The organism is Paenibacillus sp. OK003 (genome assembly GCF_900109515.1).
GTDB lineage: Bacteria > Bacillota > Bacilli > Paenibacillales > Paenibacillaceae > Paenibacillus > Paenibacillus marchantiae.
In genome coordinates, this window is record NZ_FOBD01000007.1 from 324,183 (window position 1) to 348,723 (window position 24,541).

A 24,541-nucleotide genomic window follows, 5' to 3' on the forward strand; every position below is an offset into this window, starting at 1 on the left:
TACAGGAACGTTAACTGAAATCAACACAACGACATAATAAGGTAAGAATAATCGAAGAATTAAAGGGTGAATTCCATTGAAGTTATATTATAAAGAGTCGGGAAATACAGAAGCTTCTCTTATTGTTTTTTTACATGGGGGAGGAGTAAGTGGTTGGATGTGGGATAAACAAATTGAATATTTTAATGATTACCATTGTTTAGTTCCAGACTTACTTGGACATGGCTTGAGTTCTAGTACGGACTTTTCTATTAATGACTGTGCTGAAGAAATATTAAGTTTGATTCTAACTAAAGTACAAGGTAAAAAAGTTATTCTAATAGGATTTTCTTTAGGTGCACAAGTAGCTATTAAAATACTAAGTATGAACCCAGATCTAGTAAATTATTCAATATTAAATAGTGCACTTGTTAGACCTATTCCATTAGCTAATAAAATAATTAAACCCACTATCCGGTTAACTTATAGGCTAACAAAAAATCGAATCTTTTCGAAGATTCAAGCAAAGCAGTTATACATTGAAAAACAAAAGTTTGAGACGTATTATAAGGAAACTTATAACATGAATATTAACAATCTTATTAAGATTTTAGAAGAAAATATGTCTTTTAGTATACCCAAAGAATTCAGTATGTCTAACTCAAAAATATTAATTACTGTTGGAGAGAAAGAGAAAAAAATAATGAAGAAATCTGCATTAGACATATTAGACAAAACCTCAAATGGTAAAGGTATTATTATACAGAAGGTGGGTCATGGGGTATCCCTTGCCCAACCAGAGTTATTTAACAAGATTGTTGATGCTTGGATTAATGACAAAGTACTACCGAGTGGACTTACCCCTGTAAAAATTGGTAATGGATTGAGATAATTCGAGGAAGCCGTTGACATCAGTTAACACGGCATTCCTACTGCGGGCATTCGCCCTTGATCGCCAAGAGGGATTTCATAGAAGGATATTCAGGCGATACATTCAACCAGCTAAGTCTGACGACCCGTTCCCTTTGCTCACTTAAGCTGCTTGAACGTCAGGAATGCCAAACGTTAGACGAAATAGACTGTGAAAGGACATATATATATATGATAACAATCTCATGTACCAAGAAGCTATTTGATGCTAGTTCTTTTGTCGAAGAACCAGACAACGAATTAGAGGACGAACTCTACAAGTGGCATGCCAATGTATTTCGAATGGCTAAAAAGAATAATTTAATTATTATGAATAATAAGACAAGGTATTGCTTTATTTTGTTTGGAATAAGAAAAGAGCACTATAAAAACTTTAAAGAGATATTTCTCCATGCACTGATAGAAAATTTAAAAGCAGAAGGAATCTCTGAACCTTTAATTAACAACTATATCAGTCATGCAAACAGCATTAAGTTCATCAAAACGTATGATAGAAGCGTCATTGGATCAATGATAGACATGGTTAAAATGACTGAATTCATGATTGAAGACTATTTACCCATACAAGAAATGAACATCATCGAATTAAATAAAATGAACAACGCGACTCCCTTAGTAAAGCTAAAAAAATTTCCAAACCAATTTATGAGGGAGGCTCTTAGTATGTGAGCCTACAGTCTACTTCGTCTAACATAATATTCACGCTGCGGACATACGTCCTTGGTCCGGCATTCGCCGGACACCCAGCATATGCTGGGTCGTGAATACAGGAATGTTATACGACAGAATCAAATGAAAAGAGAGCCATTTGGCTCTCAATTAGAAGTTATATTTAATTCATTATGTAATTGAAGCGCATCTTTAAAACCTTGCAAGTAGATTTCACGGTCTAGGATTGTTTGAACTGAGAGGTCTGCATCATCGTAAAGAAATAGAGTTTTATGCATATCCTGAGGTAGAAGTTCATGTAACTGTTTGAAGTAAAGATTTCGATCAGATGAGAATTGATTATAGATGGTGTTGTTCTTGAGAAGATTGTTATATAGAGCTTCAATTCGATTACGAATTAACGAATCAAGTAAGACTTCTAAAGAATTGTGCATAAATGATCACCGTCCGTTATGTTTTATTTTACGAACAAAAATTCAACTTATTGAATTTTATTTTATCATAATGAAAATTATAGTCAAGATATATCAAAGATATTTTTGATTAGAGAAATATATTTTCATATAATTAAAGAAAAATTCAATTCGGATACGAAGGAGTACCAGATGATAAGTTATAAACCATTTCAAAAATTATTGATTGACAGGGAGATTAAGAAGCAGGATTTATTGAAAATGACGGGGATTTCATCGGCAACGATGGCAAAGCTCAATACGAATGAATACGTATCGTTAGAAGTCATCGATAAATTATGTACGGCATTGGGATGCCAGCCTGGAGATCTTTTGGAACATATAACAGACCGATGAAAGAATAGAGTATAAGAGAATGTTGCTTAATTCAAAGATGAGATTCCGTCGTATAACATAGTATTCAAGCAGCGGCTCCGTTGGAGCCTTGGTCTGCGAGAAGAATTTCAGGGAAGCATTTCAGCAGACAACCCCTCCGGGGTTCATGAATACAGGAAGGTTATGAGAAAACAAATTAAAGGAGAAACAAAAGTGGGAAAGAAACTAACTATATTTCTTGTTGATGGCTCAGAAACAGGGCCCAGAACAATTGAAATCGGTAATTGGTCAGGAAAGGCTGTATATTCACAACGCTCTTCTCTGCCCCAAATTATAGAGCGCTCTGAGTTTAATAGACCTGGAGTGTATATTCTAAAATCCTTACCTAACAGCGACAACTATAATGAACGCATATACATAGGGGAATCGGAAAATCTTAAAAAGAGATTAAAGAAACATTTAGCTGATTCAGATAAGGACTTTATTGAAATTGTAGCTTTTATAAGCAAAGACGAAATGCTTACTAAGTCTCATATAAAGTATTTAGAATCTCGAATTATCTCTTTATCTAAAGATGCGAAAACAGCCGAAATTGATAATTCGAATCAGCCGGAACTAACGACTCTCCCTGAAGCTGATATTTCGGACATGGAGTACTTTTTAGAACAGATGAAGTTGATTTTTCCAGTAGTTAATTTTATGTTCTTGGTTCCCTCTATTCTCAAACAATCAAATGAGACTGTGGTTGCGCCGCTACCAGTTAATAGCGACATTGTATATACGCTGAAAAGCAAAAAAGCTTCTGCTAAATTAATTGAAACTGAAAAAGGATATGTAGTTCTGTCTGGATCTCAAAGCTGTAAACAAACATCAAGTTCAATCTCTGAAGGATGGATCAAGCAACGAAATAAGTTGATAGAAACCGGAGTTCTAATAGATGGCGGAGAATTCTATATATTTAATGAGAATGCGATTTTTTCAAGTATTAGTGCAGCCACTGCTGTAGTACTGGGGCGTCAAGCAGCGGGCCCTGTGGAGTGGATAGATATTAATGGAAGGACATTTAAGCAGAATCAGGAAAAGAAATTCGAAAGTAATAGCAATGAAGATTAATTCGACATCTCATAACATTTAAGCAGAGTCTCCTTCTTAGCCTTGGTCTGCTAGGTGGATTTCGGAGATTTCGGAGAGGAATTTCAGCAGACGGCCCCCCCTGGGGTTCATAAATACAGGAATGTTATCTGAAATAGCGATTGGAGAGAGAGAAATGGAAACTTTTAAATCAATACTATTGTTCTTATTTAGTTTATTGAAGAGTTTTGTTGTAACAATTTACCTGTGGACGAAAGGAAAAATACTAAACAAAAACTATGAATCTGTCTACGCCTCTTACGGGATTGTACTATCCATACTCACTATTACTGCGTTTAGGTATACAAATGAATTAGTTAACTTTTTTTTATGGGCTTTTATAGTTGTTGTATTAACAATTAACATTATTGTTTTGTTTGAGATAAGAAAATTGGACAGAGGATCTAAGGAATACTTTAAACAAATTTCAGATTGGTCATTTTCAATGACATTTATATCTTTGTTTATTTCAATGGGATTAATTCATACTGTTCCGTTTCTACTTAATATATTTATAGTATTCTTTTTTGTGTTCATTTACTTTAGCGCAAGATACTTATATTTGGATAAAGTAACAAACTGGTTTTATTTAATGTTACTTATGCTTTTTACTCCGATAATTTCTGCTGTTCTATATAGTTTTATTGGGATGATGCTTTTTGAGATTTTTGACGAGAAACTTTTTATCGCGAATGGAACTTTAGGCTGGATGGTAATTATTCTAAGTATAGTACTTATAAATCTTGTGGTTTTTTGGACACCTGAAGAACGATTTAATGAAGCAAAGGTGGCTATTTATTTCCTTCTAGCCTTATTTTCTACAATATCATACTGTTTCTTCGTGTCCGATTTCTTGTCAGACTTGATAACGCCGAAGTTGAATTCAATGTCTAACACTAGGATAACTGCAGAAGAAGTAAGGGAATTCATTGAAAATGCAGTTAGATGGTTTACACTTCCATATTTAATAGGATCAGTATCTTCGTGTTTCTCGTTAGAGTTAGTTTCTCGGAATAGAGAAATAGTTAGCAAATTGACGAAGTTCGATACCACAGATAACAACACATTCACGCATCGGGGCTAGTGCTGCTCGGTATCTGGAAAAATTTTATATATATGTTATTTCAGGTGACAACCCTGCACTGGCTAAGTCTGACGACCCGCGTTTCGCACTTAAGCCAGTGAGGGTTCGTGAATGCAAAAGAAAGTTATCAGAAATCTACGAAATCATAGTAGGGGCACCTTTATGAGGGAAGTCATAATTTATATTACAGAAAGAATTACGTTTAAAGATCTAAAGAAAAAAAAGCTAAAAAAAACAGAAATATCATAAGATCAAAGGTGAAATGTTTGATGAACATTTGGATGAATCGGAACCTCACATTGTTTTTAGTAGCCGTATGACTCAAACCACAAACTATGCTCTATCAGTTATACTTTAATTGAGAAAGGTTTAGATATCCAAATCGAATGTTGCTTGTAATCCGCTTAGGAATTCTCTTTGTTAGATTGTTTACTTTTTTGATATTTACAACTCATGAAAATATTATCATTTGACAACGTAGGGTTTATATCAGTGTTTTTTCTTTTAATCCGATTCCCGCATTAAAAGCATTATATTTTATCTTACAATTTCGAATAGACGGAACTATAAGTCTACACACTGTGCTTAATAATTGCATTAAAATGACTGCTCACGTCTAGTCTTAACAAGACATGACGCAGTTTAGACCCATCAGAGAGGTGCATGTATGAGCCGATTGCTTGACGTATTGGAAGAGGAACGGCGCAAGCTTAATCAGCTTGGTGAGACATCCTTGAAGCAAGCGATTCCGTTGTGGGACAATCCCGAGGTTCAGGAACAGAGTCGAAGGGTAGATGAACTGGTGGAACGAGTGAGTGAAATGAAAGGCGAGACATAACCGAGTTGTACGATAATGAGTGAGGTACATAACGTGTAGGGGAGGAGAAGATATGGAACTTCCACCGTGGTTGCAACAAGCGATTCAGGCAAGGCTAGATGAAGTATCTGCCCGAATCGAGCATGACCCTGAATTGAGTCGTGTACATGAGGAAAAGGACGAAGCGTTTGAAGCTTGGTTTGCAGGCAAGAATGTTGAGCAGACACCTGAATATACCGAGTGGGAGAATCGTTACATTGTCAGCAAAGGCATAGAGAATGAGCGATTGTATATGCAAGGACTGAAGGACGGCATCCAGCTCACAGTTTCCTTGCTGGGACAGTCGATGCTGGAGGAGAGGTATACAAAGGCTCATCAAACCACTGACGCGAACCCATAAGTCAGGGGGAGCGTCCTTAATCCCTATTTAAATAAAAACAGCCGAAGCGTATAACTTATCGCTTCGGCTGTTTTTTTTACGCTCTAGTTTTCCAAAATCCCAATCCTTACTTCCCACTCACAGACTTAAACCAATCATTCACTTCTTGCGTGATCTGATCTCCGCCGTTGGATTTCCAGTTGGCGACGAATTGGTCAAAGGCATCAACCGGCAGTTGGCCGTAGATGATTTTGTTGAAGGTTTCCATCTCGGACTGGCGGAGCAGGTTCCACTTGGATACCATGGTTGGTGTGGCTGCGCCAGTGAAATAGTTTTGTTTACGGATGTCGATCTGGGACATAACGACTTTACCTGCATACCAGTTTTCCGGTTTACGGAATTCGGCGATTTGTTTCTCGTATGGTGTTTCAGGCTTCTCGCCGTTCGCCAGTTTCACGAGTGTTTTCATGTACAGATCCGGGATACGTGCTGGGCCAGTCAGGAACGGGAATTCGTTGGAGAAGTCTTTGATCTTCTCTTTGTCACTGGTCGGTTGTCCGTCAATGATATCCCAGTCGTAACCTTTGGCGAAGCCGTATTCATACTCACTGCCTGCAGCCGGGTTAGCCAGGTTATCGAGCAGGTAGTTGTAGTACAGGAAGATGGCTTCTGGATGTTTCGCATCCTTGTTGATCATGATACTTGCGTTGACACCAGAGTTCTGCCACTTCGTACCGATCTTGCCGTCTGGGCCAGCCGGAACAGGGTAGGCTTTGTATTTTGAGCCAGGTACATTCTTCAGCAGGTCAGGTGCAGGCCAGTCTGGAACCCAGTTTGCGCCTGGCAGAATGCCTGCTTGGCCTTTCGTCCAGCTCTCAGCCGATTTACCTTCATCCCACAGAGCGGAGTCAGCGTGGATATAACCTTTGTTCATCCACTCAGCCAGCTTGGCAAGGGCTTGTTTGGCACCGGGGTTAACGGAGCCGTACTCCAGATTGCCGTTTGCGTCTTTGTTCCATTGCTCCTCGATTGTGCCGTATGCCCCGAACAACCAATCGAGCTGCCCCATCCAGGTGTTGGTGTTATTTTTAAGCGAAATCGCCAGCGGGAATACTTTGTCTGGAGACAGACCGTCCGGGTTTTCGTTCTTGAATTTGTCCATGATATTCTCAAGATCTGCGATGGTTTTCGGAGCTTCCAGGTTCAGCTTCTCCATCCAGTCCTCGCGGAGCCAGAGCAACGTATCGTCGTTATCCGTATACTCCATGATCGGCATGTTGTATTTCTTGCCGTCCTTGGTGAACGGATACCACAGCTCAGGATGTGCTGCTGCGTGATCTTTCAGGGTCTGACTCGCGTACTTGTCGAACAACTCATCGATGGCGATGAATTGACCGGAGTCGATCAGCTGATTGGTCAATACCGCATTGGTCGGTACGGATACGAAATCAGGCAGCTTCTCGCCAGAGGCGATAGCCAGTTGAAGCTTTTGTCTGTATTGATCGTCATTGGCCGGATACCAGGTATCTTTATGCTTCATACCCAGCGTTTCCAGCATCCAGCGATCGTGCACGTTATTTTCTTTGGTATCCCCTTGCACGTATTTCTTCGGCATCAATACCGAACTGAATTCGATGGGTGGATCGTATTTTCCTTTGGCAAAAGCAGCTTCTGCTTCAGCTGAACCGACGGTTGCCGGTGTATCATCTTTGGAACCATTGTCACTGGCTGTATCGCCACTGCCGCACGCAGTGATCGTGATGAGCGCGATAACCATGAGCAGTGACCACCATGTTTTGAATTTGATCATTGTTCAATCCCCCTACGATGTATGATCTTTACAGTGTAACTGTACCAATTTGGGCGGGAGGGCATCTATATGAGTTTGTTAGTTTCGATAGGACTCTATTATGTTATTTATTCTGGTCTCGGTACTCTTGCGGCGTGACGCCAAACTGGCGCTTGAACACTTTAATAAAATAAGCCGGGTCCATATAGCCAATCTCCATGCTGATTTCATATACTTTTTTGGTGGTCGTAACCAGCTTGTGGCAGGCCCGATCCATGCGTAGGCGAGAGATATAATCACTGATGCCTTCGCCCGTTTCAATCTTATAGATCTTGGACAAATGGGTTGGATGCAGATTGACATGGTCAGCCAGTACACGCAAAGAAACATCCAGATGCAGGTTTTTATCCGTAAAATCCTGAATCTTCTTCACATACTCGGAACGGATATCTTTGATCTCGTTGGACGTGCCTTCCTTGAGTTTGCCAAGTACACTAAGCGACCATTTGCGCAGTTTACTGATGGTGGTGAAAGCTTCTCCACTCTGTAACCACTCGATATCGTCACCCATTAAGTTGGCCAAAGTCAGCCTGTTTCGGTGTGCGAGATTGGTGAACGAAGCCGTAATTAGAAATCCAGCCTCCATACAATGCTCCCACGACTCCGACCATTTCTCATCCAGCTCCGCACAGACGGCTAGTATTTTTTCTTCTGCCGCATCCCATTGACCACTCTCTAACAGATGAATGAAAGTGGGTGGGGTATACAGGACATCCAGCGGGCCTTGTGCCGACGGAGTCTCCACGTCGCTGACCCGCATGACGAATTCACGCTCGTCGCCGACAATTTGCCGGAAATAAGCAGAGGCTTGCCGAAAACGATCATATAGCTGATCGGGAAACGCGAACCATTCGGTGATGACGATGGAGAGGGAACCTTTCAGGAACTGCTTAACTTTGGACTGAAGTTGTACCGAAAGCTTCTCCAGTATGGTTTCTTTGCCAATGTCGGTGTTGTTCACTTTCAGTTGAAGCAGAAACACCAGATATCCATGCTCCTCCTTCACGCCCCACACTTCCATAAACTCACCCATAATCTCTTCCGCCATATTGATGACCGCATATTCAAGCAAGGTTTGATCGTTGTTGTCATATTGTCCGAATTCTTCTTCCATACGTACAAGCATTAATGCGCAATCCCCGGCGTGGAAGGGCAGATCGTAATTCGCAAGTTTCCGTGCCCATTCGCTGGAGGCAATTCGATGTCCCTGCAAAGCCTCAAGCAGCAGTCGACCCCGCAAATGCGGCAGATTCTCCCGCAGGGTAAACTGAGTTCGTTTTAGTGAACTGACGAGTTCCCATTCGGTATTTAATTGATCGATGGCCTTCTGAACGGCGCCCATTAACTCATCGTCCGTGGGTGGCTTCAGCAAGTAATCGACGGCCTCGAACTGGATGGCTTTTTTGGCGTAATCAAATTCAGAATGTCCCGATAAAAGAATACACTTTATTTTTTTGTCACGGACTCTGATCCGTTCGATCAGTTCAATACCTGTCATTTCGGGCATTTGAATATCCGAGATTACAATATCTATAGGGTGGGTATCGATCAGTTGAAGTGCTTCGTGTGCTGAGTATGCTTTGTGCACTTGTTCGATCCCCAGCGTATGCCAGGGTTTGGTCATGGACAGGTTATCTACCCAGTGGGCTTCATCGTCTACAATGATCATTTGCATGTTGTATTGTCTCCTTAGTGGTTGAACGCAGACATCTGTACACTTGCCACTCCGATGACAGAATAACCTTCCGATCGCTGTTATCCCCAGATTTATTGAATGAATTTTATAATGTGTAAATCTGGTGATAGCTTATGCTTCCGATGTAGCTTTCTTTCAGAAAGCTTTCAGGCGAACACTTCGTTTCTTCAGGTTTTTTCTGTCCTCTGCGTTATCGTGTACGTGATCTTGTTCAAAATCAAATCGTCAAATTATCGTTAGTATCGATATCAATTATTATCGATATTTCCTTTATCGGAATCAGTATCCTCTTTGGGGATCTCCCAGATCATTTCGGTTCGGAATCCGCCAAGTGGGGATGGGCCGAATAGAAGGTAGGATTGATTGCCGAATAGGTGCATGATTCGCTGATTCGTGTTCCACAGGCCACAGCCCATTTCCTCCTGCAGCGGCTGCTGCATTTTCAGATTCAACGCCTCCAACTGATCCGGGCTCAAGCCTGGTCCGTCGTCATCGATGTAAATTTTGCAGAACCCGTTCGAGCTCTCGCCCGTAATTCGGATTTCGCCGGATGAATACGACTTCGCCACGCCATGAATGACGGAATTCTCCACAATGGGTTGAAGCATTAATCGCGGTACAGACAGGGCAAGCATATCCTCAGGGATATCGATGTGATATTCAATTCTGCCATTGCGCAGCTTCTGGATATCCAAATAGTTGATGAGCAGATTGATCTCTTCCTTCAGGGAAGACGTCTCCCGCTCCACTCGTGTCGTATAGCGATAGTAGGCACTGAGGTTATGCGCCATGGAGACGACGGCTTGCTCGTCCTTCATCTGGGCCATGTTGATGATATAGCCAAGACAATTATATAGAAAATGCGGATTGATCTGCGCCTGTAGCTGTTTCAGCGTAGCTTCCTTGGCTCTGATCTTTTCCTGGAACACGTTCTCGATCAGGTCTTGAATCTGATGGGACATATCATTGAATCGATGGAACAAAAACGAGAATTCATTCTGATCCTTGCTATGCAGACGTACGGAATAATCTCCGCGCTGCACGCGGCGTAAGCCCTGGATCAGCTTTTTGATCGGATATTGAATGTTTCGATATAACAGGATCGAAGCGGAAATGCCCACCACAAACAACAGAATCATAAAGAGATAGAATAAGTTCCGACTGAGCGAGATCGGCTGTAGAATCTGATAGAGTGGTACGACATCGACCAAATGCCAATCCAGATAAGAGGATTTCACCGAGCTAACCAGATACTTTTTCCCGTTCAACTTGACGACATCCTGTGTGGTATCCTCTGACGAGTGTTCATCCAGATAACGAATGAGTTCTTCAGACAGCTGCTTGTCTGCACTGCGGTTCAGAATGGGTGAATTTCCTTTGTGATAAAAGAAGGGATCACCTTGTCCACCTGCCTTATACGTATCGAGCATGTTCTGAATGTTCTCATAACTGAAGCTGGCTTCAATCACAAGATTGCTTCCTGTCAACATGCCTGGCTGGGCCAAGGAATCCGTAAAGAACCAGTAAAAGGATTTCATATCCTCTCTGGACTCAGCACCATCACCGTAGGTCCATTGTCCGCTCATATTTCTTTTCAGGTAAGCCTCATCATACCCGGATGTTCTATTATAGTTGGCAATGACATCTTGGTTCTGCTGTGAATGCACAGCATATCGGGTAGGCCATATATCGGTAACACCGGATTGAAGCATCAGTTTTTCCTGAATGACATAACGGGTCTGCATCTTGTCATAACGATCATTCCATATGTTCAAGCCATTGAATGCTCTGACATTGGGATCTCTGGAGAGAATAAGACTGAAATCCATCATCTGATTGATACGGGAATCGATCTGACTGGACAGAAACGTGAGCTGCTTCGTATTGGAGACCTGGAGCTCTTTGCTTACAACATCATAAGTGACGTTGTTCGAGTAGGTATACATGATAATAATGGGGATGAACAAGACCACAATTAAACAGTTTATTTTGGCAAATAGACTAAACCGGGATCTGGACGTTCTTCCCAATGATATAAAGCGCTTCCATATATTCATAAAAAGTCTCCTTCAAATTCGTGTGTAAACAACCTCTTCAGATGATGTTCCTAACAAAACACTATCAAGCCTAACAATGTTATATAGTCAGACCTGAGAAATGCCTGATACTATTTATAACAGAGAACCCCATTACACACAAAAACTTTTTTTTGGGAACAGGAGCGCGCTATGGAGGCTAATATGGAAGCTAACCGGGTACCTCAGGCGGACATTGGGAGCAAGCCGAACAGAAAAACAAAAAAACGCTACAAACAGCCATGGATTCTGCACTTCATGGTGTTGCCAGCGGCCATTATGGTCTTTATATTTTCATACATTCCGATGTCCGGGATTTTGATGGCATTTCAGGATTATAAACCTGCACTGGGATTTTTCAATTCCGAATGGGTAGGACTGAAGCATTTCAGATACATGTGGGAAAATGATTATTTCCTGCAAATTACGTGGAATACGCTGTTTTTTGCCTGTTCCAAGATCATCATGAACCTAATCATTCCGTTTGTCTTCGCCTTATTGCTCAACGAGGTACGGAAGATGGCGCTGAAAAGAACGATTCAAACGCTCGTATATCTGCCGCACTTTTTGTCTTGGGTTACGCTGTCAGGCATTCTGATCGACATTCTGGCCCAGACGGGTATTGTCAATCAGTTCCTGGTTTCCGTATTTGGCATCAAGCCGATCTTCTTCCTGGGGGATGGTAGCTGGTTCCGCTTCACGATTATTGCGAGTGATGTCTGGAAAGAGTTTGGCTTCAATACGATTATCTTCCTCGCGGCACTATCCGGCATTAACCCTGCACTCTATGAAGCGGCTGAAGTGGATGGGGCAGGACGCTGGAAGCAAACGATGTATATTACCATCCCGGCACTTATTCCCATTGGGATCGTAATCGCAACCCTTGCACTGGGTAATGTGCTTAACGCCAACTTTGACCAGATCTTTAACTTATATAGTCCATTGATTTACCAGCAAGGAGATATTATCGATACGTTTGTGTATAGAGAAGGTCTGCTCAGTGGGCAGTTCAGTTTCGCTACCGCCGTAAATCTGTTCAAATCGGTCATCAGCCTGATCCTGATTGTGATCTCGTACCGACTGGCTTACCGATTCGCCGGATATCGAATTTTCTAGAAAGGATGACGAACGAATGTATCATAAAACGATGCCTTACCGCATATTCAGCATAATCAACAATGTGTTACTGACCATCCTTTCGCTGCTCTGCTTGCTGCCTTTGTATCACTTACTCATGGTATCGCTTAGCTCAACTGCACCTGCCAATGCTGGACTGGTCACGTTCTGGCCGATTGGATTTACACTGGAGGCATATGCGAAAACATTCGCCAATACCAATTTCCTGTCCTCCCTGTGGGTGTCCGTAGAGCGGACGGTGCTGGGAACAGGGCTTGCGTTAATCGTTAATACGATTGCAGCCTATGCGCTTTCCAAAGAGACGCGGGTGTTCCGTGCACGTAACATCTATCTGTGGTATTTTGTCATCACGATGCTGTTCAGCGGTGGCCTCATTCCGGGATATATCCTCATTCTGAAGCTGGGACTGATGAATACATTGCTGGCCTTGATCCTGCCGGGATTGGTTGCGGTGTTCAACATTATTCTGCTGCTGAATTTCTTCCGCACCGTTCCCAAGGATCTGGAGGAAGCTGCATTTATCGATGGGGCAGGGCATTTTCAGACGTTTATCAAAATCTATCTGCCCGTCTCCGTACCTGTTATTGCAACCGTTTCTCTCTTCATGATGGTTGGACATTGGAACTCATATTTTGATGGGATTATCTACATCCGTGATGCGGAAAAGCTGCCACTGGCAACATTCATGCAGACGATTATCGTGCAAGCCGACATGTCGAAGCTCGATCCGGCAGCTGTTGCGAATCTGTCCCAGCGGACGATTCGGGCTTCGCAGATCTTTATCAGTGCGCTGCCGATCCTGCTTGTGTATCCGTTCCTGCAACGTTATTTCGTGACTGGGATCGTGGTTGGGGCTGTGAAGGAGTAGAGTCGAGTAGCGGTACGAATAGGTGTGAAAAAGGAGTCACTGAACTGGGGAAGGCCAGGGAGGTGGCTTCTTTTTGGTGTATGGAAGAAGAACGTTGCACTTATGTAGTATATTACATTTATTTGAATAAAATGGTACGATAAAAAAATAAAATGCAAGTTTATCCTGACTAATCATATTGAGGAGTTGTACATAGTGAAAAAGATGATGATGTTTACACTTGCTGTAGCGTTATTAAGCTGCTCCATGGCTCATACCGTTTCAAGTGCACCTAAGAAAATCAGCGTGATTTTTAATGAAAAGGAACTCAAAACACAGGCAGGTGCCGAAGCGAAAATGATAGACGGCCGAGTATATATCCCGGCTAATATCCTTCGAGGTGCGAGATTCTCGGTAGAGTATAAAAACTCAACGCTTCATCTGGTCAATAGCTATTTTCTGTACACCAGAAATTTGATGGAGATGCATGTGCTTAATCATGTCTTTACAACTCGATTCAACAAGATGGATCAGGAAGTGGTTCACATTTTGGGCAATGTGCTGCTGGAAGAGCCGGTAGATTTCTCGAAATTACACGAGTTCATAGCGGAAGCTGAATCAAATGCGGGAATCCGACCGGAGGACTTTACTCCCGTGCTAGATTATAATTCGTTTGATTTTGCACCTGCGAGACAAAGTGTAGAAGCATACAAAAAAGCAAGTCGTGAGTTAATCGCTTATGTCGATACTGGAGACAAAGAGAGGTTGAAGTCGTTTTACGAAGAAAGAAAACAGGCACTTGAATATTATAATTCATACACATATGTATATGATCTTATTTTTAAAGCGAGTTTTACGAGTGCAGTAAGATAGGAAGAAGAATATCTCTCAAATCGCTTGATCAACGTTAAATTTATGCATTTTGGGTGAAAGGTGAAATGTCAATGATTCAAAACTATAACTCATGGTCTGTTTGTATATCCAGTGATATTGAATTGAACTTTTTGATCTATGTAGCGAGTACGTATGACCTTCTTAAAGAGGACATCAATGAGAATAATCTATGGCCATCCCGGCAAAGGGTAGAATCAGATGAACTTCATCAAAAACTTGAAATACAATGGAAATGGTTCTGGGATCGCAGCATTCAACAGAAGGCGCATAAAAATAATCATCATGTATCATTTGTGCTAGGACTGCCCGACTTTGAGTTAGTTGAACAACATGAATTAAGGGAGGTATTGGTTCATTTATGGCCATCCTTTAGGCAGTGGTGGTACATGCCTGCGGGCGGGCAAGCTGCAATGAATTATTGGGAAGGGATACCTGACCTTATACGTTATGTTCAAGAATTTGAAGATGAAGTGGGTAGAAAAATTAAACCGTTTCACTTAAATGTGGATTTAATCTATAACGGTCCCAATGAGCTGATTGAAGTAACGGAAGAATACATTATTATGCCAATCAAAGTTGAATATTTAATGAAGAGGGATTGGTGGATGAGTAGGTTTACAGAACGATATTAAGAACAAAGCAATATGAACAAACTGGTCCACAACTCTATCCATCGAATGAGGACAATTTATTGTTAAGGTGAAACATTTGCAGTTTGCCAAAAGTGATTATATGGTAGGTTTCATTTCAATGTACTCCGATGACGGGGATGTAATATTCACGAATCGAGCTAATTCCAAATTCAGAGAGGAGGAATACGATCATGGATCTAAACATGAAACAAGCGATAGTCAGGGGAGAAACTTCGCTTGGCATTGAATTTGGGTCCACACGAATCAAGGCTGTACTCATTGACCACCATTTCAATACGATCTGTTCAAGCAACTATGAGTGGGCAAATCAATTGATTGACGGTTATTGGACCTACGATATGAATGAAATGATTCACGGGCTGCAACAAACCTATCATCAATTAAAGCAAGAGATTCAGAATAATTATGGTGTAACGTTGCAAAAAATTGGATCAATCGGATGTTCTGCCATGATGCAGGGTTATATTGCACTGGATCTAACAGGGGAGTTATTGGTTCCGTTCCGTACATGGCGTAATGCCACAACGGGTGCGGCAGCATCGGAGCTAACGGAGAAATTCCAGTTTAAAATTCCAGAGCGCTGGAGCATCGCACATTTGTATCAAGCGATTTTGAACGGAGAAGAGCATGTCACGAACATCGATTATATCACGACGTTGTCGGGTTACATTCATCGGCTGTTAACTGGCAGTAATTCTATTGGTATAGGAGATGCCTCGGGTATGTTCCCGATCGATGAAGCTGCCCTGGAGTATCATGAAGATATGGTAAAGAAGTTTGACGATTTAATTGCTGACAAAGGCTACCCGTGGAATCTTAAAGATATTTTACCTAAAGTGTATGCTGCCGGTGAACATGCCGGATATCTTAGTGAAGCTGGTGCGCGACTGTTAGATCTATCGGGTAACTTGGAATCCAATATTCCACTGTGCCCTCCGGAAGGCGATGCTGGAACAGGCATGGTTGCTACGAATAGTGTGCAAAAACGTACGGGTAACATTTCTGTCGGTACGTCGATTTTTGCCATGATTGTATTAGATAAAAACCTATCTACGGTATACCCTGAGATTGACATCGTGACTACACCTGATGGCAATCCTGTGGCTATGGTTCTTGCGAATAACTGCTCCAGCGATATTAATGCCTGGGTCGGCTTGTTCCGTGAGTTTTATGAGGCGATGGGACAGAAGTCCGATATGAACCAGTTATTCAGTGTGTTGTTCAATGAAGCGCTGAAAGCTGACGCTGATGGCGGTGGGTTACTGAGCTATGGCTACTATTCAGGCGAGAACATTACAGGAATGGCAAAAGGTCGTCCGTTGTTTGTGCGTTCTCCAGAGAGCCGCTTCAATCTGGCAAACTTTATGAGAGTCCATCTGTTTGCCGCGTTTGCTGCATTAAAGCTTGGGCTGGATATTTTGACACAGAAGGAGCACGTAACGATTGAGCGGATCAGGGCGCATGGCGGATTGTTCAAAACCCCACGAGTCGCTCAAAAAATGTGCGCATCCGCACTGAATATTCCTGTTTCGGTCATGTCTACCGCTAGTGAAGGCGGCGCATGGGGAATGGCCATTTTAGCTTCCTACATGCTTAATAAGCATCAGCACGAGGGCTTGGCGGAGTACCTTAAGACTAAGGTGCTTATTGATGCAGAAGGACAAGAGATTAGTCCAAATATTGCGGACGTGAATGGATTTGCCTTGTTCATGGAGCGTTACACCGAAGGGCTGGCTATTGAGCAGGCAGCAGTAGATCATTTTGTGGAAAATGGAAAGAAGTGAAAAGTGGTAAATCTAGAGAACACTTAAGGGATATATCATTGCTGAACCTTAGATTTAAGCATATTTTTTCAAAAGATAAAATTGGAACGAAGACCGTTGCCCACATAACCCCGATCCTGCTATAATTTCCGTATATCTACTGCATTGGGGGTTATGACGTGGCAATATGGATGATGCCGGATTGCTCGTTCGCTAGAAAGCCTTACGCAAAGCCTGAATAGGGGCGGACTTTGTGTAGGGCGCGACAAAAATGAGATTGTTCGCCCTGGAATCAACATCAACATAATGGTTCAACCCGCAGGCTTTGCACCTTATTTGTTTGTCCAATCAAAATAAGGGGCTGAACGCCATGCAAACACCATTTATCCAGAATCACCAATTCAATTATATTCAAAAACAAGCTGATTTCCTGCTCAAAACGCTACGCTCGGTCGTGGACCCTAAAGTATTGGAAACCGTCCGTTATACGGTCGGCACGAATGCGGTGGGCATCTTCAATGAACTGACTTCGGAACAGAAGCAATTGTTGGAGCAGTTATCCACGTATGATACGACACATGACCTGCAGACGTATCTGAACCGGCTCGAATCACATCGGATTCCATATCCGCAAGTATCCGTGAAGCAGATTCAAAAGCTGTTTCCGAAGGCCAAGAAGCTCAAAGTGCCCGATCTGGAATTAATCGATTACGCACGTACAACCTATCTGAGATGGACCGACATTGCGACGAGCCGCTTGTTCATCGTGTACCCGTACGAAGGCAGGTTCCTCGGTATTGAGGGACGGATTACGGCGACGAACAAGAAGGGATACTGTATGTTCTGCCATCGCCATCAGGAGCTTGGATTCTTCAACGTGAAGACCAAGGCTCATTCGGCGGACAACTTTTCTTCCATGGGCCAGTACGTATGTATGGATAGCCATGCTTGTAACCATAGCATCACCGATATTACCATGCTGGAGAAGTTTCTTCTCTCGACAGTTAAATAAAACAAGACACAAAGGCAGGGTCGCTCCTCGGAGCGACCTTTTTGCCGTGTTGGTGCACAGGTTTCATTATACATTAGGAATATCGTTGGCATAATTCAATCCCAGCTGATATGCCTGGTTCAGGAGCAACTCGTAATGCTCTGGTTGGGCATCCAACGTTTCATATAAAAATTCAACCCTCGATTGGGACACGCCGCAGTAATCGGCAATACCCACATTGAGCAGATTCGTGATCGATTCATCATAGTTGCGTTTCTTCATCTGTTCTTCCGTCACGCCTGCTAAGGCAAGCCACAAGATCTGCTGATGATGCAGTTTGTTCGCGCCATAGGCAAATCCGTTGTTCATGACACGATCCACATAACCTTTCAACATGGCTGGCAGATGCCACCACCAGAGAGGGAATACAAAAGCCACAGCATCGTGCTTCTTTAATCGCTCCATCTCCGTTTCAATCTCAGGGGAGAACAATTGACGTTTTTGTGTGTAATCCGGTTCATCTGCTGCTCGCAGGACAGGATCGAAACCAATTTCATGCAAGTCTAATATCTCATAACCGTGACACGCTTCGGCAAGCCCCTGCACAAAACGATTGGTAACCTGAAAGGTGAGGGAGTCTTTTCTCGAGTGGGATACTACAACGAGTACGTTCATCTTAACTTTCACTACCTTTCTGCATTGCTGTCTTGTAGCCATAAATCGCTGGCTGATGCTATTATAAACAGGTATGAAAACATCTTGAAGTACGCACTTTGATGTTCTATAGGAAGAATGAAGTGTCATAGGAACATCAAAGTACCCTGAATTACTGCCTCGAAATGGAGTTCAAATAAAGTTCAAATAACGAAACGAAGAGAAGGAAGAGGGTTATGATTTTACCTCAGCCACAACTTGATGAAGGAGGAATAAAAGTTGAAGGAACAAGGAAAAACGAGCGCTCCAAAGAAATATAAAGTCGGCGTGGAGGCGGCCTTGGAAGTAATGGGAGGCAAGTGGAAGCCTTTGATTATTTATCATTTGATGACAGGACGAAAACGCACGTCGGAGCTGCGTCGGTTGATACCAGACATCACGCAGAAAGTGCTGACAACGCAGCTCAGAGGCTTGGAAAAGGACGAGATCGTGCAGCGAAAGGTGTATTCGGAGGTTCCTCCAAAAGTGGAATATGAGTTAACGAGTTACGGTTGGGGACTCAAACCCGCTTTGGACTATTTGTGCTATTGGGGAGAGGAGCATCTGGAGAAGGTGCACGGAGATAAATTTAAGGTTCTAGAGGACTTCGATTCTGAAGAGAAGGGGACGAGAAATTGATTGTAGGATACGTGGATGAAAGCCAGCCTGTCCGGTTAAATCATGAACATATCGAGTACCAATGGATGACGTTTGAAGAAGCTAAAGAAAACGCCGCATTGCCTGGAATCGATGACATTTTAGAGTTCGTGGAAAAGCATTTTGCCAGAAAAGCCCCTTCCAAGTGGCTTCGGATTAATGGAGAGAATGACTAGGAGGTGGAACTCATCACGTACAAGACGATTTATCCAAGAGCATGGTTGAGCCTATTATGTATGTTGGCCATTGAAGCTATGCTTTTCAGAAATGTTATTTACGATGAAAATGGTATTCTGAAGTACTCCCTGATCGTTATATTGACCTATATTCTGGGTTATATCGTTTTTCTGATCTGGCGTTTATTTTTCACTAAACCCAGTATTACGCTGGAAAGCGATCATGTGCTCTCTACAAAACATCGGAAATACGATGCATCCGAGATTGAATGCATTTATATGAATTACAGACGGATTGGCATCAAACTCTATGATAAACGCTTAGTGCCGATGGATCTATGTTTTTATTTTCAAAGAAATCAGGAGACCGCAGGACTAGAGGAGTTATATGCATGGGCAGCAAGGAATCATAAAGATGTAAAACATAAGTTCTTTCAAACCTTAGCGTAGACCAGTACGCCTGTTGAGTATACCATCCTAAACAATTAACAGCTTATTTTAAAAGCACACGAATTCCAGGTGCAGCTAAATTTTGTTACAAATTAAAAAGGTCTATGCTTTAATAGCAAAGTAGATTTAAATTTCTAAAAATTAGCAGGAGAGATGCAGTTGAGATATCTAACGAAAGAATGGTATGAGCTTTGTCAGCAGACACATCTTCATTTTGGTTTAAGAGTACATAGAGGAGCTTACGAATTAGATGAGAATCTATTTTTCAGGCTGTATAAAAGAAAAGAAAAAGCGCATGTGAAGCAGGAGCGAGAGCTATATAACTTGGACCCACGTTTCATGCTAGAGGATGATGGTCAGGTGCTCACTCGCGTAGAAAAAGCTTTCGGACAGGAAGAAGTGACAGAAGAGGATCAGATCGTTTACCACATGCCTCCGGAAGAGAGAGCGCATATTGAGAAGCTTATTGCGGAGTATGATGTCCGCCCACCTTTTGACCAGAAGAAATGCAGAGAGGATTACAAAGAATCAATGGAGTGGAACTTTCAGTATCAGTCACAGCATTTGCCAAAGGAAATTGTGGAGCAAATCGCAGACATTCGTGTGTTTACGCTTGGATATTGCACGCGAGAAGTATTGCGTCAGCTGAAAAAGAGAAGTGCGGAAAATATGAAAGAGATGAACCGCGTATCGAAAGAATACAGGGAGGCCATTTTAGCGCAGGATATTTCGGATGAACTTCGTAGTCGGGTTCAGTTTCATGATTGTACAGTGACGGAACTGCTGACAGGGGAGGAAGTTGTCATTCGTTTTGATACCCTTGGGGGCTTTACTAATATGAATAAACTTACACTGACTGCACCCGAAATCATCAAGCAAGAGGGAGAGATTGTAGGCACTTACTGGCTGTATCAGGAATTGTACCGGATGGATAACGGATATGAGCTTCATGTTCTATTTTATGGAGAAAATATGCCTGAACTGATTGTTCGCTGTGCTGACATTCTTGTAGAGGAAGAATGAGAGAGCCCGAGAGGATGAAGATGGAGGAAATAGAGATAGAATGGACCACCAGTACCTTAAACTGAAATTAAAAAACAGCAACATCATAAGCAGAAAGTTGACAGCAAACATATTATTGACGAGAAAGTATAGATGAACGACACGACTTGAAATTTTTCTAAGAAAGGAACAGACCATGATGAAACCAACTGGGAACGTACAAGCTGTTTTTATAGACAGAGATGGAACCATCGGTGGTACAGGTCATTTTATTCATCCTAGAGATTTCATGTTATACCCTAATGCTCAAGAAGCAATTATGCGTTTGAAACGAGCAGGAATTATGGTGCTGGCTTTTACGAATCAATATCGAATCTCACGTGGAGAAGCAAGTGTTCAGGATTTTGAAGAGCAATTTCGCGAGTACGGATTCGATCACTCCTATATATGTCCGCATGAGCAAGAATGCAGCTGCAGAAAGCCGAAGCCCGGAATGTTATTACAGGCCTCAGAGGAACACGGTCTGGATTTATCCAAATGCATAGTTATTGGAGATGTAGGAGATACAGACATGCTTGCTGCCCATGCCGTAGGAGCGACCAAGATCATGGTGAGAACCGGCTGGGGGGAATCTTCATTAACCAAATTCAGAGACAAATGGACGGAGACCGAGCCTGATTATATCGCAGAAGATATTTGGGATGCCGTACAATGGATCATTCATGGAAGGGAATTGAATCTAAAACTTAACTTATGTCTACCAAATGAATCAATATCCCATGTATATAAGGAGAACCATATGCTAATCAACCCAACGCTAAATGAGATTAATAACTTATTCAAGATGCATCATATCAACGAAGAAATCTCTGAAATTCAAAGTTTGTCAGGTACCACAGCTGGACGTGTTTATCGGTTGACTACGAGTCTGAATAAGCACTATATTCTGAAATCAGATGAACCCGAACAGATTCACATTGCCCAGCAGTTTTTGAATACGTATAAGAATTCTTCGTTACTGCCTGAAGTTTTGTTGACTGATCAGGATAACACTTATTTTATTTATACGTATATGGAAGGCACGACCCATTTCAACAGGGGACCAAAAAGAGACTGGTTATCTCGTCTGGTGACAGAGCTGTTCAATACATATGTGCGTTCTTCAGATACGAAATCATGGGGCAGAATAGAATTCCCACAGAGAACCTGGAAAGAATTCAATCAGATTAGCATTCATGAAGCAAAGATGAATATCGGAAGTATTTTAACGACAAATGATTATAATCTGGTTCAATCCAAAGTGGATTGGCTGTTTCATGAGGAAGAAAAGAAGTTTCTTTTGCATGGCGATACGGGGGTTCATAATTTTGTATATGCTCAAAATGAACTTATCGGCGTCATTGACCCATCTCCAATGGTTGGACCTATTCTCTATGATTTCTTGTATGCTTTTAGCTCCTCGCCGGATGATATTAACACCGAAACATTATTTGCTACGTTCGAACTTTTAGCGCAAGTAGATATGGATAAATCCAGATTGATTGAGGAAGCTCTGATCCATCTATATTGCCGAATTGGGCTGAGCAACAAGCATCATCCTGATGATTTGCCTGAATACTTGAAGGCGTGGAATGAATGGAAACGATTGTGTGAGGAACTTTGAACTAGCAAAGTTTTTACAACTATTGCAAATGCCATAGTTCAGACTACACAAGACAGGAGAGATATCACAAGTTGGATAACAAAAACTGGAATATTTTCTGGAAGTAACTGATGCCAAACCAGTAAACTTTGAACATGTACAAATTCTTTATGGCGACATTCAAAAGTGGTGTTGGGGACCATATTAAATCTGATCAGAAGTTTATGGGAACAAAGAAACTGGGAGCCCGTAACATTGTTGATGCTTAGCCTTCTGACCTGCCTTTCCTGATTTTGAATAGAAATATACATAACATTTAGGAGGAATATTCATTGAAAGCATTATCGATCGTCAGTCTTATTTGGTACATACTTAATTTTTTATTTTTAGTAGCTTTCTTGGAAGAAAGTTCGGATGCCGCAGCAGGAATGGGAATTATGGCTGTCCTGTATGGTCTGCTTTTCTCAATTCTAGCCTTGATTATATCTAGCAAGAGAAAAAAGGCACCTGTGAATGTTCATGAACAACTGTTACAGTTAGGTGAGTTAAAAGAGGAAAATATCATCTCCGAATATGAATTTGATCAAAAGAAAGAGAAGCTGCTTTCCAAGATCAAATAGTTCAGAGATAACTTACATACAAAAATAATGGAGGACCACCTAAGATATAGTTATCGGGGTGGGACTCCATTAATGATAATATCTTCGTTAATTAAATGATCTAAATCATCCTTACTCATTCGTAATCTTTATCGTTTCATCGGTAATGGTGTTACCATCACTTCCCAATGCTTGAACAGTCATGTGGTGATGCAAAGACTTACCCGCAATATTCCACGTTATCTTCCAACCATCGTTCCCATTGGTATCATACCCAATTAGTTCTCGTTTTCCCCAAGTCTCAGTTCCTGTTGGAACGGCCCAGAAAAGAAGTGTTTCCGCATTGGTCGCCTCTACAGTGACATTTAACTCTGTGCTATCTGTAGGAATTATAATCCAACCTTCTTTTTCGGGAAAATTAGTCTCAACATTCGTAATTATGGGCAGAGCTTCATTTCTTGGGATAACCTCAGTGTCATGATTTTCAGTAGGAACTTCTGAAGCGCAGGCTGTGAGAAGAAGGAAGAGCAGAAGAAACGGGAAAAATGCTATATTTGTCATGATGATTACCTCTTTCTATATAGTGGTATTCACAAATCCTCCAGCGTAATTCCGTCGCACTTGGTTTGACAATACGTTATATGCATGTAAACATAACAGTTAATCAATTACAGTTTAATATAAGTAAGGAGTTGTAAATCAGGATGGAATTCTTTGGAGCTCTTATAGCGTTGATCCTATGTTTTATTGTGTTTCTTATCGTTGCTGCAGTTATACGTTATGCTATAGATTCATCAAAAACATCGAAAAGACTTGAGGATCTAATAAAAGAAGTACACTATTTGAGAACTGAAATTAAACAACAAAATAACAATAAACAAGGCGATAATAAATATATTATTGACGAGAAAGTATAGTATAGGTGCCTATTCAAGAAGCAATACCTTGCATCATGCAGGTCGTTCTATGGAAGGAGGGTTAAGATGCAAAGTGATTTCATAGAGTTAGTTGAAGAGAGTGATGAGAGGTACAAATGTTATGTTTTAAAAAATACAGTCCAAATATTTAAGCAATCCATTAAGGATGAGGATTTAAATGATGTCCGAATCTATATATCGACGACTATTCAGTTAGATGCAATTGCTGATGTAGTAGAGTCCTATCTGCATTGGTTTACCGAGTGTGAGGCCGTATTTCGAAATTATTATGAGAATGAACTTCGTGAACAAGTACATAAGGATTGGTTTAATGAAATTGAAGTTTATCAAGTAGATATCACATTTATTAGTAAAGAGGACTACGGAGCAACGATAGCCTGTGGAGACAATGTATTACAAGGTCACATTATGATTATTGATTTTGATCGAGAACATATCAAGGCTATCCACTTAAATGGATAAGCTAATTATATATTCCTTTAATGATGATGACTTGTAGTCTATTGTTTTCTCTTAGCTCCAGGTAGTTAAGAAGCAGAAGAAGCGTTACCAGTACAAGGATCACAGACGCGAACTTTTGGAATTTCCCCATGGTAGATTTAACCTCCTCGTTATATTAAGTAAATCACGGTGTAAAACAAGTTAATTCGATACTGCCATCTATATTACATAACACCCGAAAGAAATTAAAGTTACGTGCAA

The 24,541-nt window shown here is 41.6% G+C and carries 25 protein-coding genes and 2 pseudogenes; 21 read left to right on the forward strand and 6 right to left on the reverse strand.

Features of this window, described 5'->3' with window-relative positions; genetic code table 11:
- Window positions 1-76: 76 nt before the first annotated feature.
- Together BMW94_RS13380 and BMW94_RS13385 are read left to right on the forward strand one after the other, a co-directional pair.
- Complete coding sequence (locus BMW94_RS13380; RefSeq protein WP_090998990.1) at window positions 77-871, forward strand: alpha/beta fold hydrolase; 795 nt, start codon at window positions 77-79, stop codon at window positions 869-871.
- A 209-nt stretch (window positions 872-1,080) separates the two neighbouring features.
- Window positions 1,081-1,578: a DUF6933 domain-containing protein gene (locus BMW94_RS13385; RefSeq protein WP_076249765.1), complete on the forward strand. Its 498-nt coding sequence runs from the start codon at window positions 1,081-1,083 to the stop codon at window positions 1,576-1,578.
- 146 nt (window positions 1,579-1,724) lie between these two features.
- On the opposite strand, the gene BMW94_RS30935 is transcribed toward BMW94_RS13385, so the two are convergent.
- Window positions 1,725-2,012 (reverse strand): hypothetical protein, encoded by a 288-nt coding sequence (locus tag BMW94_RS30935; RefSeq protein ID WP_090998992.1) that lies wholly within the window; start codon window positions 2,010-2,012, stop codon window positions 1,725-1,727.
- Window positions 2,013-2,183: 171 nt separating this feature from the next.
- Here BMW94_RS30935 and BMW94_RS13395 point away from each other — a divergent pair, with 171 nt between their 5' ends.
- From BMW94_RS13395 to BMW94_RS13410, 4 genes are all read left to right on the forward strand, one after another.
- Window positions 2,184-2,387, forward strand: a complete 204-nt coding sequence (locus BMW94_RS13395; RefSeq protein WP_090998994.1) for a helix-turn-helix domain-containing protein — start codon at window positions 2,184-2,186, stop codon at window positions 2,385-2,387.
- 162 nt (window positions 2,388-2,549) lie between these two features.
- The gene (locus BMW94_RS13400; protein ID WP_254790228.1) at window positions 2,550-3,479 is read left to right on the forward strand and encodes a GIY-YIG nuclease family protein; all 930 of its coding nucleotides are present in this window, start codon (window positions 2,550-2,552) and stop codon (window positions 3,477-3,479) included.
- 1,769 nt (window positions 3,480-5,248) lie between these two features.
- Complete coding sequence (locus BMW94_RS30190; protein ID WP_139209340.1) at window positions 5,249-5,419, forward strand: aspartyl-phosphate phosphatase Spo0E family protein; 171 nt, start codon at window positions 5,249-5,251, stop codon at window positions 5,417-5,419.
- Window positions 5,420-5,471: 52 nt separating this feature from the next.
- On the forward strand, window positions 5,472-5,798 hold the full coding sequence (locus BMW94_RS13410) for a hypothetical protein (RefSeq protein WP_090998999.1): 327 nt from the start codon (window positions 5,472-5,474) through the stop codon (window positions 5,796-5,798).
- A 106-nt stretch (window positions 5,799-5,904) separates the two neighbouring features.
- On the opposite strand, the gene BMW94_RS13415 is transcribed toward BMW94_RS13410, so the two are convergent.
- The 3 genes from BMW94_RS13415 to BMW94_RS13425 form a co-directional block, all read right to left on the reverse strand.
- Complete coding sequence (locus tag BMW94_RS13415) at window positions 5,905-7,587, reverse strand: type 2 periplasmic-binding domain-containing protein (RefSeq protein ID WP_090999001.1); 1,683 nt, start codon at window positions 7,585-7,587, stop codon at window positions 5,905-5,907.
- A gap of 103 nt (window positions 7,588-7,690) precedes the next feature.
- On the reverse strand, window positions 7,691-9,301 hold the full coding sequence (locus BMW94_RS13420) for a response regulator transcription factor (protein WP_090999003.1): 1,611 nt from the start codon (window positions 9,299-9,301) through the stop codon (window positions 7,691-7,693).
- Between the two features lie 269 nt (window positions 9,302-9,570).
- Window positions 9,571-11,379, reverse strand: a complete 1,809-nt coding sequence (locus tag BMW94_RS13425) for a sensor histidine kinase (protein WP_090999005.1) — start codon at window positions 11,377-11,379, stop codon at window positions 9,571-9,573.
- Between the two features lie 183 nt (window positions 11,380-11,562).
- Here BMW94_RS13425 and BMW94_RS13430 point away from each other — a divergent pair, with 183 nt between their 5' ends.
- The 6 genes from BMW94_RS13430 to BMW94_RS13455 all read left to right on the forward strand — a co-directional run bounded on the left by BMW94_RS13430 (window position 11,563) and on the right by BMW94_RS13455 (window position 17,703).
- Entirely contained in the window at window positions 11,563-12,513 is a 951-nt protein-coding gene (locus BMW94_RS13430) for an ABC transporter permease (protein WP_090999007.1), read from the forward strand.
- Between the two features lie 16 nt (window positions 12,514-12,529).
- Entirely contained in the window at window positions 12,530-13,402 is an 873-nt protein-coding gene (locus BMW94_RS13435; protein ID WP_090999010.1) for a carbohydrate ABC transporter permease, read from the forward strand.
- Between the two features lie 195 nt (window positions 13,403-13,597).
- Entirely contained in the window at window positions 13,598-14,254 is a 657-nt protein-coding gene (locus tag BMW94_RS13440) for a hypothetical protein (RefSeq protein ID WP_090999012.1), read from the forward strand.
- A 71-nt stretch (window positions 14,255-14,325) separates the two neighbouring features.
- Window positions 14,326-14,907: a hypothetical protein gene (locus BMW94_RS13445; RefSeq protein WP_090999014.1), complete on the forward strand. Its 582-nt coding sequence runs from the start codon at window positions 14,326-14,328 to the stop codon at window positions 14,905-14,907.
- 191 nt (window positions 14,908-15,098) lie between these two features.
- Complete coding sequence (locus BMW94_RS13450) at window positions 15,099-16,712, forward strand: xylulokinase (RefSeq protein ID WP_090999016.1); 1,614 nt, start codon at window positions 15,099-15,101, stop codon at window positions 16,710-16,712.
- Between the two features lie 349 nt (window positions 16,713-17,061).
- Window positions 17,062-17,703, forward strand: a complete 642-nt coding sequence (locus tag BMW94_RS13455) for a FusB/FusC family EF-G-binding protein (RefSeq protein ID WP_090999017.1) — start codon at window positions 17,062-17,064, stop codon at window positions 17,701-17,703.
- Window positions 17,704-17,769: 66 nt separating this feature from the next.
- Here BMW94_RS13455 and BMW94_RS13460 read toward each other — a convergent pair whose 3' ends face one another.
- Window positions 17,770-18,357 carry an NAD(P)H oxidoreductase gene (locus tag BMW94_RS13460; RefSeq protein ID WP_090999019.1) on the reverse strand — a complete coding sequence of 196 codons (588 nt, stop codon included), beginning with the start codon at window positions 18,355-18,357 and terminating at the stop codon, window positions 17,770-17,772.
- Window positions 18,358-18,684: 327 nt separating this feature from the next.
- Between BMW94_RS13460 and BMW94_RS13465 the strand changes: the two genes are divergently transcribed.
- The 7 genes and pseudogenes from BMW94_RS13465 to BMW94_RS13495 all read left to right on the forward strand — a co-directional run bounded on the left by BMW94_RS13465 (window position 18,685) and on the right by BMW94_RS13495 (window position 22,922).
- Window positions 18,685-19,014, forward strand: a complete 330-nt coding sequence (locus BMW94_RS13465; RefSeq protein ID WP_175480685.1) for a winged helix-turn-helix transcriptional regulator — start codon at window positions 18,685-18,687, stop codon at window positions 19,012-19,014.
- Window positions 19,011-19,208, forward strand: coding sequence for a hypothetical protein (locus BMW94_RS13470; protein WP_175480679.1), 198 nt, complete (start codon window positions 19,011-19,013; stop codon window positions 19,206-19,208). The genes BMW94_RS13465 and BMW94_RS13470 overlap by 4 nt, the downstream gene beginning before the upstream one ends.
- A 60-nt stretch (window positions 19,209-19,268) precedes the next feature.
- Window positions 19,269-19,658 carry a hypothetical protein gene (locus tag BMW94_RS13475; RefSeq protein ID WP_090999023.1) on the forward strand — a complete coding sequence of 130 codons (390 nt, stop codon included), beginning with the start codon at window positions 19,269-19,271 and terminating at the stop codon, window positions 19,656-19,658.
- A 153-nt stretch (window positions 19,659-19,811) separates the two neighbouring features.
- Window positions 19,812-20,681, forward strand: coding sequence for a DUF4085 family protein (locus tag BMW94_RS13480; RefSeq protein WP_254790229.1), 870 nt, complete (start codon window positions 19,812-19,814; stop codon window positions 20,679-20,681).
- 175 nt (window positions 20,682-20,856) lie between these two features.
- Window positions 20,857-21,390: pseudogene (locus tag BMW94_RS13485) on the forward strand (HAD-IIIA family hydrolase); the annotation flags it as partial.
- A gap of 156 nt (window positions 21,391-21,546) precedes the next feature.
- Window positions 21,547-22,323, forward strand: a pseudogene (locus tag BMW94_RS13490) (phosphotransferase); the annotation flags it as partial.
- Window positions 22,324-22,634: 311 nt separating this feature from the next.
- Window positions 22,635-22,922 carry an SHOCT domain-containing protein gene (locus BMW94_RS13495; protein WP_090999025.1) on the forward strand — a complete coding sequence of 96 codons (288 nt, stop codon included), beginning with the start codon at window positions 22,635-22,637 and terminating at the stop codon, window positions 22,920-22,922.
- A 111-nt stretch (window positions 22,923-23,033) separates the two neighbouring features.
- Here the strand turns inward: BMW94_RS13495 and BMW94_RS13500 are convergent, their stop codons facing one another.
- Complete coding sequence (locus tag BMW94_RS13500) at window positions 23,034-23,462, reverse strand: hypothetical protein (RefSeq protein ID WP_090999026.1); 429 nt, start codon at window positions 23,460-23,462, stop codon at window positions 23,034-23,036.
- A gap of 143 nt (window positions 23,463-23,605) precedes the next feature.
- On the opposite strand from BMW94_RS13500, the gene BMW94_RS13505 reads away from it, so the two are divergent.
- Both BMW94_RS13505 and BMW94_RS13510 read left to right on the forward strand, forming a co-directional pair.
- Window positions 23,606-23,818, forward strand: a complete 213-nt coding sequence (locus tag BMW94_RS13505; RefSeq protein WP_090999028.1) for a hypothetical protein — start codon at window positions 23,606-23,608, stop codon at window positions 23,816-23,818.
- A gap of 66 nt (window positions 23,819-23,884) precedes the next feature.
- Entirely contained in the window at window positions 23,885-24,301 is a 417-nt protein-coding gene (locus tag BMW94_RS13510) for a hypothetical protein (protein WP_090999030.1), read from the forward strand.
- The last annotated feature ends 240 nt before the right edge of the window (window positions 24,302-24,541 follow it).

Bases quoted from the DNA above. Each gene is read 5' to 3' on its own strand.
- BMW94_RS13415 (WP_090999001.1), bottom strand. From the start codon at position 7,587: ATGATCAAATTCAAAACATGGTGGTCACTGCTCATGGTTATCGCGCTC.
- BMW94_RS13480 (WP_254790229.1), top strand. From the start codon at position 19,812: ATGCAGTTGAGATATCTAACGAAAGAATGGTATGAGCTTTGTCAGCAG.
- BMW94_RS13450 (WP_090999016.1), top strand. From the start codon at position 15,099: ATGGATCTAAACATGAAACAAGCGATAGTCAGGGGAGAAACTTCGCTT.
- BMW94_RS13425 (WP_090999005.1), bottom strand. From the start codon at position 11,379: ATGAATATATGGAAGCGCTTTATATCATTGGGAAGAACGTCCAGATCC.
- BMW94_RS13435 (WP_090999010.1), top strand. From the start codon at position 12,530: ATGTATCATAAAACGATGCCTTACCGCATATTCAGCATAATCAACAAT.
- BMW94_RS13505 (WP_090999028.1), top strand. From the start codon at position 23,606: ATGGAATTCTTTGGAGCTCTTATAGCGTTGATCCTATGTTTTATTGTG.
- BMW94_RS13500 (WP_090999026.1), bottom strand. From the start codon at position 23,462: ATGACAAATATAGCATTTTTCCCGTTTCTTCTGCTCTTCCTTCTTCTC.
- BMW94_RS13420 (WP_090999003.1), bottom strand. From the start codon at position 9,301: ATGCAAATGATCATTGTAGACGATGAAGCCCACTGGGTAGATAACCTG.
- BMW94_RS13395 (WP_090998994.1), top strand. From the start codon at position 2,184: ATGATAAGTTATAAACCATTTCAAAAATTATTGATTGACAGGGAGATT.
- BMW94_RS30935 (WP_090998992.1), bottom strand. From the start codon at position 2,012: ATGCACAATTCTTTAGAAGTCTTACTTGATTCGTTAATTCGTAATCGA.
- BMW94_RS13385 (WP_076249765.1), top strand. From the start codon at position 1,081: ATGATAACAATCTCATGTACCAAGAAGCTATTTGATGCTAGTTCTTTT.
- BMW94_RS13400 (WP_254790228.1), top strand. From the start codon at position 2,550: ATGAGAAAACAAATTAAAGGAGAAACAAAAGTGGGAAAGAAACTAACT.
- BMW94_RS13465 (WP_175480685.1), top strand. From the start codon at position 18,685: ATGGGAGGCAAGTGGAAGCCTTTGATTATTTATCATTTGATGACAGGA.
- BMW94_RS13475 (WP_090999023.1), top strand. From the start codon at position 19,269: ATGTTGGCCATTGAAGCTATGCTTTTCAGAAATGTTATTTACGATGAA.
- BMW94_RS30190 (WP_139209340.1), top strand. From the start codon at position 5,249: ATGAGCCGATTGCTTGACGTATTGGAAGAGGAACGGCGCAAGCTTAAT.
- BMW94_RS13510 (WP_090999030.1), top strand. From the start codon at position 23,885: ATGCAAAGTGATTTCATAGAGTTAGTTGAAGAGAGTGATGAGAGGTAC.
- BMW94_RS13430 (WP_090999007.1), top strand. From the start codon at position 11,563: ATGGAAGCTAACCGGGTACCTCAGGCGGACATTGGGAGCAAGCCGAAC.
- BMW94_RS13455 (WP_090999017.1), top strand. From the start codon at position 17,062: ATGCAAACACCATTTATCCAGAATCACCAATTCAATTATATTCAAAAA.
- BMW94_RS13445 (WP_090999014.1), top strand. From the start codon at position 14,326: ATGATTCAAAACTATAACTCATGGTCTGTTTGTATATCCAGTGATATT.
- BMW94_RS13460 (WP_090999019.1), bottom strand. From the start codon at position 18,357: ATGAACGTACTCGTTGTAGTATCCCACTCGAGAAAAGACTCCCTCACC.
- BMW94_RS13410 (WP_090998999.1), top strand. From the start codon at position 5,472: ATGGAACTTCCACCGTGGTTGCAACAAGCGATTCAGGCAAGGCTAGAT.